Annotated in this window: 12 protein-coding genes; 11 read left to right on the top strand and 1 reads right to left on the bottom strand. The window is 72.8% G+C overall.

The features are described 5' to 3' along the window. The first annotated feature begins 230 nt into the window (after positions 1–230). The 10 genes from OG370_RS33655 to OG370_RS33700 all read left to right on the top strand — a co-directional run bounded on the left by OG370_RS33655 (position 231) and on the right by OG370_RS33700 (position 10577). Complete coding sequence (locus OG370_RS33655; protein WP_328470943.1) at positions 231–1217, top strand: sugar ABC transporter substrate-binding protein; 987 nt, start codon at positions 231–233, stop codon at positions 1215–1217. After that, positions 1214–2275, top strand: a complete 1062-nt coding sequence (locus tag OG370_RS33660) for an ABC transporter permease (protein ID WP_443060794.1) — start codon at positions 1214–1216, stop codon at positions 2273–2275. Before OG370_RS33655 ends, OG370_RS33660 begins: the two co-directional genes overlap by 4 nt. Beyond that, positions 2275–3213, top strand: coding sequence for an ATP-binding cassette domain-containing protein (locus OG370_RS33665; protein WP_443060914.1), 939 nt, complete (start codon positions 2275–2277; stop codon positions 3211–3213). Before OG370_RS33660 ends, OG370_RS33665 begins: the two co-directional genes overlap by 1 nt. Further along, positions 3210–4358: an ROK family glucokinase gene (locus OG370_RS33670; RefSeq protein WP_328470947.1), complete on the top strand. Its 1149-nt coding sequence runs from the start codon at positions 3210–3212 to the stop codon at positions 4356–4358. Before OG370_RS33665 ends, OG370_RS33670 begins: the two co-directional genes overlap by 4 nt. Then, on the top strand, positions 4355–4978 hold the full coding sequence (locus tag OG370_RS33675; RefSeq protein WP_328470949.1) for a hypothetical protein: 624 nt from the start codon (positions 4355–4357) through the stop codon (positions 4976–4978). Before OG370_RS33670 ends, OG370_RS33675 begins: the two co-directional genes overlap by 4 nt. Positions 4979–5037: 59 nt before the next feature. Then, on the top strand, positions 5038–6423 hold the full coding sequence (pcaDC, locus tag OG370_RS33680; protein ID WP_328470951.1) for a bifunctional 3-oxoadipate enol-lactonase/4-carboxymuconolactone decarboxylase PcaDC: 1386 nt from the start codon (positions 5038–5040) through the stop codon (positions 6421–6423). Between the two features lie 211 nt (positions 6424–6634). Further along, on the top strand, positions 6635–7267 hold the full coding sequence (locus OG370_RS33685) for an MBL fold metallo-hydrolase (protein ID WP_328470953.1): 633 nt from the start codon (positions 6635–6637) through the stop codon (positions 7265–7267). A 43-nt stretch (positions 7268–7310) separates the two neighbouring features. Continuing rightward, positions 7311–8090: an exodeoxyribonuclease III gene (locus tag OG370_RS33690; RefSeq protein ID WP_328470955.1), complete on the top strand. Its 780-nt coding sequence runs from the start codon at positions 7311–7313 to the stop codon at positions 8088–8090. A 197-nt stretch (positions 8091–8287) separates the two neighbouring features. Then, positions 8288–8545 carry a TfoX/Sxy family DNA transformation protein gene (locus tag OG370_RS33695; RefSeq protein ID WP_328470957.1) on the top strand — a complete coding sequence of 86 codons (258 nt, stop codon included), beginning with the start codon at positions 8288–8290 and terminating at the stop codon, positions 8543–8545. Positions 8546–8711: 166 nt separating this feature from the next. Continuing rightward, on the top strand, positions 8712–10577 hold the full coding sequence (locus tag OG370_RS33700) for a transketolase (protein ID WP_328470959.1): 1866 nt from the start codon (positions 8712–8714) through the stop codon (positions 10575–10577). A 425-nt stretch (positions 10578–11002) separates the two neighbouring features. On the opposite strand, the gene OG370_RS33705 is transcribed toward OG370_RS33700, so the two are convergent. Continuing rightward, positions 11003–11395, bottom strand: a complete 393-nt coding sequence (locus tag OG370_RS33705) for a DUF6479 family protein (RefSeq protein ID WP_328470961.1) — start codon at positions 11393–11395, stop codon at positions 11003–11005. A 117-nt stretch (positions 11396–11512) separates the two neighbouring features. On the opposite strand from OG370_RS33705, the gene OG370_RS33710 reads away from it, so the two are divergent. After that, on the top strand, positions 11513–12499 hold the full coding sequence (locus OG370_RS33710; RefSeq protein ID WP_328470963.1) for a cation diffusion facilitator family transporter: 987 nt from the start codon (positions 11513–11515) through the stop codon (positions 12497–12499). Positions 12500–12571 lie beyond the last annotated feature (72 nt).

The raw sequence follows: 12571 nt of genomic DNA on the forward strand, positions 1-12571 counted from the left end.
TCCTCGCCGCGGGGTCGCCGTCGCGTGCCGCGTGAACGGCGCCCGGTCCGGGCCCCGTCGGCGGTCGGGGTGCGCGGAGGCTTGACGGATTCTTGGGTCGCCGGGATGGTCACACGCAGCACTTTCATCCCGGCTGCACCAGGGAACGTAGCGAAAGGCAGGGCCACGTGGCGGAGGCAAGGGCGGGACGCGACCGCGGCGACCGCGGGGGGAAACGAAGGACACGCCGGGTGGTCGGGGCGCTGCTCGCGGCGGCGCTGGCGGCGGCGGCCCTGGCCGGGTGCAGCGCCACCGGCGGCAAGCGCGCCGAGGACCGGGCGAAGCAACTCGCCGCGAACGGCTCCGCGGTGAACACCCCGCACTGGACGTTCGCGATGGTGACGCACTCCGGCGCCGGCGACACGTTCTGGGACATCGTGCAGAGCGGTGCGAAGCAGGCGGCGCAGAAGGACAACATCAAGTTCCTCTACTCCAACAGCGACCAGGGCGACCAGCAGGCGCAGTTGGTGCAGGCCGCGATCGACCAGCACGTGGACGGCCTGATCGTCACGCTCGCCAAGCCGGACGCGATGAAGGCGGTGGTCGCGAAGGCGGTGAAGGCGGGCATCCCGGTGATCACCGTCAACTCCGGTGCGGAGCAGTCGAAGCAGTTCGGCGCGCTGACCCACATCGGGCAGGACGAGACGGTCGCGGGCAACGCGGTCGGCGACGAGCTGAACGCGCGCGGCCGCAAGCACGCGCTGTGCGTGCTGCACGAGCAGGGCAACGTCGGCCTGGAGCAGCGCTGCGCCGGGGTGAAGGCGAACTTCCACGGCACCCTGGACAAACTCTACGTGGACGGCACGAACATGCCCGACGTGCAGTCCGCGATCGAGGCCAAGCTCCAGGCGGACCCGTCGATCGACTCCGTGGTGACGCTGGGCGCGCCCTTCGCGGCGACCGCCGCCAAGGCCAGGCAACAGGCCGGCTCCAAGGCGGAGATCGACACGTTCGACCTCAACGCCCAGGTGGCCGCCTCGCTGAAGGACGGCACCCTCGGCTTCGCCGTCGACCAGCAGCCCTACCTCCAGGGCTACGAGGCGGTGGACCTGCTGTGGCTGTACCGCTACAACAAGGACACCCTCGGTGGCGGCCAACCGGTGCTCACCGGCCCGCAGATCGTCACCAAGGACGACGCGGACGCGCTGCTGGCGTACACGAAGCGGGGGACCAGGTGAGCGGCACCCGTGCGGCCGCGCCGGATGTCATCGGAGGCGCCGGCGACGAGCGGCTGGCGCCCAGGTCGGTGGCCCGACGGCTGCTCGGGCGGCCGGAGTTGGGCGCGGTGGTCGGCGCGGCCGCGGTGTTCCTGTTCTTCTCGTTCGTCGCGGACTCGTTCCTGCGCGCCTCCAGCATGGGCACCGTGCTGTACGCGTCGTCCACCATCGGCATCATGGCGGTGCCGGTGGCGCTGCTGATGATCGGCGGCGAGTTCGACCTGTCCGCGGGCGTGATGGTGACCAGCTCCGCGCTGATCTCCTCGATGTTCAGCTTCCAGATGACCGCGAACACCTGGGTCGGCGTCGGGGTGTCCCTGCTGGTCACGCTGGCGCTGGGCGCGTTCAACGGCATCATGCTGGTGCGCACCAGGCTGCCGAGCTTCATCATCACGCTCGGCACGTTCCTGATGCTCACCGGCCTCAACCTCGGCCTGACCAAGCTGATCAGCGGCACCGTGGCGACGAAGTCGATCAGCGACATGCAGGGCTTCCCGACCTGCCGCGACCTGTTCGCCTCGCACTGGACGATCGGCTCGGTCGACCTCCAGGTGACCATCCTGTGGTGGCTGGGCCTGGTGGCCGTGGCCACCTGGGTGCTGCTGCGCACCCGCGCGGGCAACTGGATCTTCGCGGCCGGCGGCAACGCGGACGCGGCGCGCGCGGTGGGTGTGCCGGTGGCCCGTACCAAGGTCGGCCTCTACGTGGCGGTCGCGTTCTGCGCCTGGATCTCCGGCCAGCACCTGCTCTTCTCGTTCGACGTGGTGCAGTCCGGCGAGGGCGTCGGCAACGAGTTCCTGTACATCATCGCCGCGGTGATCGGCGGCTGCCTGATGACCGGCGGCTACGGCAGCGCGATCGGCTCGGCGGTCGGCGCGTTCATCTTCGGCATGGCCAGCAAGGGCATCGTGTACGCGCAGTGGAACCCGGACTGGTTCCAGTTCTTCCTGGGGGCGATGCTGCTGCTCGCCACCCTGCTCAACGTGTGGGTGCGCAGGCGGGCGGAGGCGAGCAAGTGATCACGGTCGACGACGACAAGGCCCCCGGCCCCTCCGCCGGCGCGCCCGGCGCCCTGGTGGCGCTCACCGACGTCAGCAAGTCCTACGGGAACGTACGGGCGCTGCGCGGGGTGTCCCTGGAGGTGCACGCCGGGGAGATCACCTGCGTGCTCGGCGACAACGGCGCCGGCAAGTCCACCCTCATCAAGATCATCGCGGGCCTGCACCCGCACGACGCGGGCACGTACGCGATCGAGGGCGAGCAGGTTCGGCACAGCTCGCCGCGGCAGGCGCTGGACCGCGGTATCGCGACGGTCTACCAGGACCTCGCCGTGGTGCCGCTGATGCCGGTGTGGCGCAACTTCTTCCTCGGCTCGGAGCCGACCCGGGGCCGCGGGCCGCTGCGCCGCCTCGACACCGCCCTGATGCGCACTACCACCCGCCAGGCGCTGCTGCGGATGGGCATCGACCTGCGGGACGTGGACCAGCCGATCGGCACCCTGTCGGGCGGCGAACGCCAGTGCGTGGCGATCGCCCGGGCGGTGCACTTCGGCGCGAAGGTGCTGGTGCTGGACGAACCGACCGCCGCGCTCGGCGTGAAGCAGTCCGGGATGGTGCTGAAGTACGTGGCCGCGGCCCGCGACGCCGGTCTGGGTGTGGTGCTCATCACGCACAACCCGCACCACGCCTACCTGGTCGGTGATCGTTTCGTCCTTCTCAAGCGTGGCGCGATGTCCGGCAGCCACCTGAAGGAGGACATTACGCTGGACGAGCTGACGCGGGAGATGGCCGGCGGCAGCGAGCTCGACGAACTGACCCACGAGCTGAGCCGGTCCAGGAGAACCGGCACAATAGCGGAGGACGCCGCGCCGACCCCCTCCGCTGCACCGGCTTCCGCTGCTCCGTCCGCCCCGTCCGCCCCCCACACCGACCCACCCGACCCGGAGATCACCGCTTGAGTGCCAATCGTGAACGCGTCTACCGCGGCGGCGCAGCGCGCGCCACGGTCTGGCAGAGCGTGGGTATGCGCGACCGCAGGGAGCGCCGCTCGCACCTGACCGCGCCCCGCGTGCCCACCGTCGGCATCGACATCGGGGGCACCAAGGTGATGGCGGGGGTGGTCGACGCCGACGGGATCATCCTGGAGACGCTGCGCACCGAGACCCCCGACAAGTCCAAGAGCCCCAAGGTGGTCGAGGACACCATCGTGGAACTGGTGCTCGACCTCTCCGAGCGGCACGACGTGCACGCCGTCGGCATCGGTGCCGCCGGATGGGTGGACGCCGAGCGCTCCCGGGTGCTGTTCGCGCCGCACCTGGCCTGGCGCGACGAACCGCTGCGCGACCGGCTCTCCGAGCGGCTGCTGGTGCCCGTCATGGTCGACAACGACGCCAACACCGCGGCGTGGGCGGAGTGGCGCTTCGGCGCCGGCCGCGGCGAGGCCGACCTGGTGATGATCACCCTCGGCACAGGCATCGGCGGCGCGATCCTGGAGGACGGCCACGTCAAGCGCGGCCGCTACGGGGTGGCCGGCGAGTTCGGCCATATGCAGGTGGTGCCCGGCGGGCACCGCTGCGCCTGCGGCAACCGCGGCTGCTGGGAGCAGTACAGCTCCGGCAACGCGCTGGTCCGCGAGGCCCGCGAGATGGCCGCCGCCGACTCCCCGGTGGCGTACGGCATCAACGACCGGGTCGGCGGCAACATCCGCGACATCACCGGGCCGCTGATCACCGAACTGGCCCGCGAGGGCGACCCGATGTGCGTGGAGCTCTTCCAGGACATCGGGCAGTGGCTCGGCGTCGGCATCGCCAACCTCGCCGCCGCCCTCGACCCGTCCTGCTTCGTCATCGGCGGCGGGGTCAGCGCCGCGGACGACCTGCTGATCGCCCCGGCCAGGGACGCCTTCCGGCGCACCCTGACCGGCCGCGGCTACCGGCCCGAGGCGCGCATCGCCAAGGCCGAACTCGGCCCGGAGGCGGGCATGGTGGGCGCCGCGGACCTGGCGCGGCTGGTCGCCCGCCGCTTCCGCCGTGCCAACCGGCGCCGGGTCGAGCGCTACGAACGGTACGGACGCACCCTCGGACGGCAGGCAGCCCAACCGTGACCACATCGCAGCACCGCGGCCCGGAACCGGCCGCCGTCGACGACCTCGCCGAAGCGGAGGCGGAGTTCGCCGCCGCGCCGCGGCTGCCGCGCAACCCGCCGCGCTGGGTGCGCTGGACCGTGGTGCCGCTGCTGGTCCTCGTGCCGATGGGCTACGTGGCGGTGTCCGCCGCGCAGAGCCGCGGCAGCGGCGAGGACGCCATACACGAACAGGCCGGCCGGCGGCTCACCCAGGTGTACCCGACCCAGCTCCAGCAGCGGATCTACCAGGTGACCGTCCCGGTCGGCTCGCGCTACGTCCGCAACCTGGAGACCAACTCCTGGGACACCAGCGAGCTGTACGCCGAGTTCGTCACCACCGCCGGCGGCCTGGACACCTTCCTCGCCCAGATCGGCACCAGCCGGGCCGCACTGCGGAACGGCGCGGTGGCCATGACGGCCGCCCAGTCCAAGGCGGCCGGCTGGAACTTCGCCATCCCCCGCACCTGGGCGGGCCTCAGCCTGCACCGCCCCGGCGACAAACCCGACCATAACATCACCGTCGACATGACCAATCCGGACCACCCCCGGGTCTACGTCGTGTCCACCGTCAACTTCCAGCACGGGTTCGGGGGCGGCTGAGTGCCGCCCTTGGGGGAGGCCCCTGCCGAGCCCTGCCCTTCACTCGATAGCGTGAGGCGATGAGCGACGTGACCGACGAGACCGCCGACCGGCTCGGCACGTACGCCGGCGCGGCCACGTACACCCCGTACGGCGGCCGGGTCGGCGGCCTGACCGATGACGACGGTGGCACTGCCCAGGACGCGGACGACGAACGCGACGACCTGCAACCCCCGTTGCAGTACCGCTTCGACGGCCCCGACGACGCCCCCGTGCTGGTCCTCGGACCCGCGCTCGGCTCGACCTGGCACATGTGGGACCGGCAACTGCCGCAACTCACCGCGCACTGGCGGGTCCTGCGGTACGAACTGCCCGGGCACGGCGGCGCGCCCGCCGAGCCCGCCTCGACCGTGGACAACCTCGCCCGGCGGCTGCTGGCCGTCCTCGACGACGAGGAGGTCGACAGCTTCGGGTACGCCGGCTGCGAGCTGGGCGGGGCGGTGGGGGCCCGGCTGGCCCTGCTGCGGCCCGACCGGCTGGCCGCGCTCGCCCTGGTGTCGGCCGCGGCCCGGTTCGGCAGCGCGGACACCTGGCGGCAGCGCGGCGTGGTGGTCCGCGCCAACGGCCTGGACCGCACCGCCGCCAACACCCCCGAACGCTGGTTCACCGGGCCGTTCCGGACCACCCAGCCGGCGATCACCCAGTGGGCCGTGCAGATGGTGAAGACCACCGACAGCGCCTGCTACATCGCCGCCTGCGAGGCGCTCGCCGGGTTCGACATCCGCGACCAGCTCGGCAGCATCACCGTGCCCACGCTGGTGGTGGCCGGCGCCGACGACACCGAGACGCCGCCGGCCGACGCCCGGCTGCTGGTCGCGGGCATCCCCGACGCGCGGCTCGCCGTCGTGCCCGGCACCGGGCACCTCGCGCCCGTCGAGGAACCCGCCGCCGTCGGCACCCTCCTGGTACGGCACTTCGAGACCGCGTGGGCGGCCGACCGCACGTCCGGCACGATCCCGTACGCGCCCGCGCCGCCGCCGGTGCAGCCGCGCGTCCCCGCGCCCGCCGCCGCGCCGCCCGGGCCCGACGCGTACGCCGAGGGCATGCGCATCCGCCGGGAGATGATCGGCGAGGCCGAGGTCGACGCGGCGGTCGCCCGGGCGAAGACGTTCGGGAGCGGGTTCGACACGTTCGCCACCCGCTGGGCGTGGGGCGAGACGTGGACCCGCCCCGGGCTCGACCGCCGCACCCGGAACTTCGTCGCCCTCACCGCGCTCACGGTGCTCGGCCAGCTGGAGGAGCTCGCGGACCACACCCGGGCGGCTCTCCGGGGCGGGCTGACCCCCACCGAGATAGAGGAGACCCTGATGCAGACGTCCGTCTACTGCGGGTTGCCCGCGGCGCGGGCGGCCGTGGACAGGGCTCGCTCGGTGATCGAGCAGGAGACTTCCACGGGCAAGGGGTGACGGGACGCCCGGGGCGCCTGGTCGCGGATGTGCCCGGACCGTGCGGCTCGTGGGTGGTTCGTCGCGCAGTTCTCCCCCTGGCTTCGCCTGGGTGGGGGTGCCCCCGGCGGAGCCAGGGGGAGTACCCCCGGCGCCCCTGAACAAGTGCGGGTCGTCCGGTGTCACCCGTGGCGGTCGGCGGCGGGGTATCCCTCCGAGGCAGGATGGGGGGATGGAGCTGACCAAGAAATCTCATGCGTGCGTGCGGCTGGACCAGGACGGGCGGACGCTGGTGATCGACCCGGGGGCGTTCAGCGAGCCGGACTCGGTGGCCGGGGTGGACGCGATCCTGGTGACACACGAGCACATGGACCACTTCAGCGAGGACCGGCTGCGGGCCGGGCTGGAGGCGAACCCGGCGGCGGAGCTGTGGACGCTGGCGAGCGTCGCGGAGAAGGTGTCCGCGGCGTTCCCGGGCCGGGTGCACACCGTCGGGCACGGCGACACGTTCACCGCGGCCGGGTTCGACGTGCAGGTGCACGGCGAGCTGCACGCGGTGATCCACCCGGACATCCCGCGGATCACCAACATCGGTTTCCTGATCGACCGTGCCGTCTTCCACCCCGGTGACGCGCTGACGCTGCCCGGCCACGCCGTGGACACGCTGCTGCTGCCGGTGATGGCGCCGTGGAACAAGATCTCCGAGGTGATCGACTACGTCCGCGAGGTGAAGCCGCGCCGGTCGATCGACGTGCACGACGCGCTGCTCACCGACCTCGCCCGACCGATCTACGACATGCAGATCGGCAACCTCGGCGGGGCCGACCACCTGCGGCTGGCGCCGGGGGAGGCCGCCACCGTCTGAGGGTGCGGGCGGGCTGTCGTACCCAGCGGCTAGGTTGGGGCACATGCGTATCGCGACCTGGAACGTCAACTCGATCACCGCGCGGCTGCCCCGGCTGCTGGCCTGGCTGGAGAGCAGCGGCACCGATGTGCTGTGCGTCCAGGAGACCAAGTGCACCGCCGAGCAGTTCCCGCACGACGAGCTGCGCGCGATCGGTTACGAGGCCGCCGTCGAGGCCACCGGGCGGTGGAACGGCGTGGCGGTCATCTCCCGGGTCGGCCTGGCCGACGTGGTGCACGGCCTGCCCGACGGCCCCCGGTACGAGGACGTGGCGGAGCCCCGCGCGCTCGCCGCGACGTGTGGCCCGGTCCGCGTCTGGTCGGTCTACGTGCCGAACGGCCGGGAGGTCGACCACCCGCACTTCGCCTACAAGCTGCGCTGGTTCGAGGCGCTGACCGCCGCCGTCGCCGGGGACGCGGCGGGGCAGCGCCCCTTCGCCGTCCTCGGCGACTACAACGTGGCGCCGGCCGACGCCGACGTGTGGGACACCACCGCGTTCGAGGGCGCCACCCACGTCACGCCCGCCGAGCGCGCCGCGCTGGCCACCCTGCGCGGCACCGGCCTGAGCGACGTGGTGCCCCGCCCGCTGAAGTACGACCACCCGTACACGTACTGGGACTACCGCCAGCTCGCCTTCCCGAAGAACCGCGGCATGCGGATCGACCTCGTGTACGGCAACGAGCCGTTCGCGAAGGCGGTCTCCGACGCGTATGTGGACCGCGAGGAGCGCAAGGGCAAGGGTGCCTCCGACCACGCCCCGGTGGTGGTCGACCTGGAGGTGTGAGGGAGCCCCCGGTGTGGCGTGCGGCCGACCGGGGTCATCAGCGCGGGGGACCACCACGGGCGTGTCAGCGGCCGATCGGCCGGAAGGGCACCGCCGCGCGTGCATGATGGCGCCAGCGGACATCCCGGGACACGCCCTCACCGGTCCCTGACGCTCCCTCACACCACCTTCACCACCGGCTTGTACGGAGGCACGACGTGGACTCCCTTCAGCAACTGCCGAACATCGGAGCGGTGCTCGCAGATCGGCTGCGCCGCGCCGGAGTGGACGACGCGGGCGAACTGCGCCGCCTCGGCTCGGGCCGCGCCTTCGAGAAGATCCGCCCGGAGCTTCCGGAGGACGCCTGCACCCACACCCTCCTCGCGCTCGAGGGTGCGCTTCGCGGAATGCGCTGGACCGCGATCCCCCAGACCGAGCGCGACACCCTCGTCCACCGCGTACTGGGGTGCCCCTGACCCCGCGGTTGGTGTGTCCTGCCGGTTCAGGGTCCACCGGTCGGTGGTGGGCCCGGCGCGCCGGCAGGCGGCGGGGCGAAGGTGCATCCACTGCGGCGGGGCCGTTTACGTGCTAGGGGCCCGGGCAGCCGCACGGAAGGGGGACCGTCGCGAGAAGGGAAACCTGATGCCCCCGACCGTCACGCAGGATACCGTGCTCGGCCACGCGCAGATCGCCGAACTCGGGCAGCAGCTCAGAGTGGACGCGGTCCGGGCCGCGGATGCCGCCGGCTCCGGGCACCCCACCTCCTCGATGTCCGCCGCGGACATCTTCGCGGTGCTGCTCGCCCGGCACCTGCGCTACGACTTCGACCATCCGGAGCACCCCGGCAACGACCACCTGATCCTGTCCAAGGGCCACGCCTCCCCGCTGCTGTACGCCGCGTACAAGGCGGCCGGCGCCATCAGCGACGACGAGCTGCTCACCTTCCGCAAGCTCGGCAGCCGGCTGGAGGGCCACCCGACGCCGAAGATCCCGTGGGTCGACGTGGCCACCGGTTCGCTCGGCCAGGGCCTGCCGATCGGCGTGGGCGTGGCGCTGGCGGGCGCCCGGCTGGACCACCTGCCGTACCGCACCTGGGTGCTGTGCGGCGACAGCGAGATGGCCGAGGGATCGGTGTGGGAGGCGTTCGAGCAGGCCGGGATGGAAGGGCTCGACAATCTCACCCTGATCATCGACGTGAACCGGCTCGGCCAGCGAGGCCCCACCCGGCACGGCTGGGACTTGGAGGCGTACGCCCGGCGGATCAGGGCGTTCGGCTGGCACACCGTGGAGGTCGACGGCCATGACGTCGACGCCGTCGACCGGGCCATGGCGACCGCCCGCGGCAACCGCGGCGCCCCCACCGCGATCATCGCCCGCACCCGCAAGGGCCGGGGCGTGGCCGCCGTGGAGAACCAGGAGGGCAAGCACGGCAAGCCGCTGCCCGACGCCGAAGCCGCGATCCGCGAGCTCGGCGGCCGCCGTGACCTGCGGGTCCAGGTCGCCGGGCCCCCCGATGCCGTACGGCCGCCGCGCACGGCGCCCGACCCGGACGCCGCCCTGCCGCGGTACGACAAGGGCGGCAGCGTCGCCACCCGCACCGCGTTCGGCGAGACGCTCGCGGCCCTCGGGGACCGGCGCGGCGACATCGTCACCCTCGACGGCGAGGTCGGCGACTCCACCAAGGCGCAGCTGTTCGCCGCCGACCACGCCGACCGCTACATCGAGTGCTACATCGCCGAGCAGGAGCTGATCGGCGCGGCCGTCGGCGTCGGCGTGTGCGGCTGGACGCCGTACGCGTCCACGTTCGCGGCGTTCCTGACCCGCGCGCACGACTTCCTGCGGATGGCCGCGGTGTCCCGCTCCGACCTCAATGTGGTCGGCACCCACGCGGGCGTCGCCATCGGCGAGGACGGCCCGTCCCAGATGGGCCTGGAGGACATCGCGATGCTGCGCGCGATCCACGGCAGCACCGTGCTCTACCCGTGCGACGCGAACCAGACCGTGCAGCTCGTCACGGCCATGGCCGAGCGGCGCGGCGTCACCTACCTGCGGGCCAGCCGCGGCGACTTCCCGGTGATCTACGGGCCCGACGACGCCTTCCCGATCGGCGGCAGCAAGGTGCTGCGCGCGAGCGACGACGACCAGGTCACGCTCATCGGTGCCGGGGTGACCGTGCACGAGGCGCTCAGCGCCGCGGACAAGCTGGCGGCCGAAGGGATCAGCGCGCGCGTGATCGATCTCTACTCCGTCAAGCCGGTCGACGTGCAGACGCTGCGGGCTGCTGCGCAGGCGACCGGGCGGTTCGTCACCGTCGAGGACCACCACCCCGAGGGCGGGCTCGCCGACGCCGTCCTGGAGTCCTTCGGGAACGGGCATCCCATGCCGGTGCTCACCCGGCTCGCCGTTCACTCCATGCCGGGGTCGGCGACTCCCGATGAGCAACTCGACGCCGCAGGGGTGAGTGCCCCCGCGATCACCGCGGCCGCCCGCAAGCTCCTGGCCGACTGAACCCCCCCGGGTGCCCCGGCCCCGTCCTCGCGGGACCTTCCGCCCGGTGGGTGGCTTGTCGCGCCGTTCCTCCCCCAGAGCTTCGCCTGGGAGGTACCCCAGCGCCCCTCATCGGTGATGCTCCTTCCGCGGAAGGAGCATCACCGATCAGGAGCGCGGGGAACTGCGCGAGTCGCCACAGTGCCAGCGGCACTATGGCGACGGAGAGCAACCACCCCCAAGGGGCGCGAGGAACTGCGCGAGCAACCGCCCACCAACAGGCGGGCGAAGCAGGACCGCAAGGGGCACCCATGTCACCCACCCACCAACAGGCGGGCGAAGGCACGGCCGCAAGGGCCACGCACCTCACCCGCCCACCGGCAGGTGGTCCCGGGACGGGCGGGACGAGGGCACCCGGGCGGGTCCCGCCCGGGTACCCGCAGGGACTAATCCACGTTGTGGCCGCCGTGCCGCTGCGTGTGGGTACGGACGCGCCCACCGCGCACGCCGGAGGCGTGCACCTCGTGGGGGAGCCGCCGCCTCCCGTCATGCGGCATCTCGTCGGGCTCGATCCGCCGCTCGTCGTGGCTGCGGTGCCCGTCACCCTGGTGACCGGGCCCGTGATCCGGCGGCGCACCACTGTCGTGCTCCTGACGGGTCGCCCACGCGCCCGACCGGGGCCGCCTGCCCCGCGGCACCGCGGGTCCGCGGCCCACCCGCCGCATCCCGAACACCACGGCCGCGATCAGGACGATCACGATGCAGATTCCGATCACCAAGGGGCCGATCGAACCGGCCGGGAGCGCGAGCTGGACCATGTGCTGCTCGGAAAGAGACATTTCGGCACCTCCTCAAGGGACGGATGCCCGCGATCAGCGGGGGAACACGAGTGGCGAGCGGGAAAAGCGGAGCGCTGTACGAGGGACCACCGAGAGTGACCGATGGGGAGTGAGCGGATGGCAGGGCAGTCACGCGACGAGGGCACCCGCGGCGCCGTACTGGTCGCGCTCGGCGCGAACCTGGTGATCGCCGCCGCCAAGACCGCCGCGGGACTGTTCGCGGCCTCCCCGGCGCTGCTTTCGGAGGCCGCGCACTCGGTGGCCGACAGCCTGAACGAGGTCTTCCTGCTCACCTCGCTGCGCCGCAGCCGCCGTGCCCCGGACCGCCGGCACCCCTTCGGCTACGGCAAGGAGCGCTACTTCTGGTCGCTGCTCGCCGCGGTCGGGATCTTCGTGCTCGGCGGCTGCTTCTCCTTCTACCAGGGCATCCACGCGCTCGGCGACCACCGCAACGAGAGCCGCGACGGCTACCTCGCGGGCCTGGCGGTGCTGCTGGTGTCGCTGCTGGCCGAGGGCGGCTCGCTGCTGCGCGCCGCGCGCCAGGCCCGGCGGTCCGAGGAGGGCACCGACGACCCGGCGCTGCGCACGGTGCTCGCGGAGGACGGCACTGCCGTGATCGGGGTGCTGCTCGCCGCCACCGGCATGCTCGTGCACATGGCCACCGGTGACGGCGCGGCGGAGGCGGCCGCGTCGATGGCGATCGGCGTGCTGCTGATGATCGTGGCCACCGGTCTGGCGCGGACCGCGCACCGCCAGCTGATCGGCGTGGCCGCCGACCCCGGGCTGCGCGACGAGATCGAGGCGCTGCTCGCCCGGCAGCCGGAGGTCGACACCGTCGAGGAACTGCTGACGATGCGGCTCGGCCTGGACTCCACGCTGGTCGCTGCGCGGATCGACCTGGTTGGCGGGATGGACAGCGAACGCGTCGAGGAGGTCAGCATGCGCATCCGGCGCTCCATCCGGGAGCGCTGGCCGGCCGCCGACCGGGTCTTCCTGGACATCACCGACGCCCGTACCGAGCGAGCCGAGCGCGCGGAGCGGGCGGAGCAGGCCGAGCAGGCTGAGCGGGCCGAGCACGACGCCGTCCGGCGCGAGGCCGGCTGACCGCCCGCCCACGGCGGTGCTCCCCGGCGAGGGGCACCCGGATTCGCCTGCGCGGACGCCGTCCTGGATCAT

It is taken from the genome of Streptomyces sp. NBC_00448, assembly GCF_036014115.1.
Lineage (GTDB): Bacteria > Actinomycetota > Actinomycetes > Streptomycetales > Streptomycetaceae > Actinacidiphila.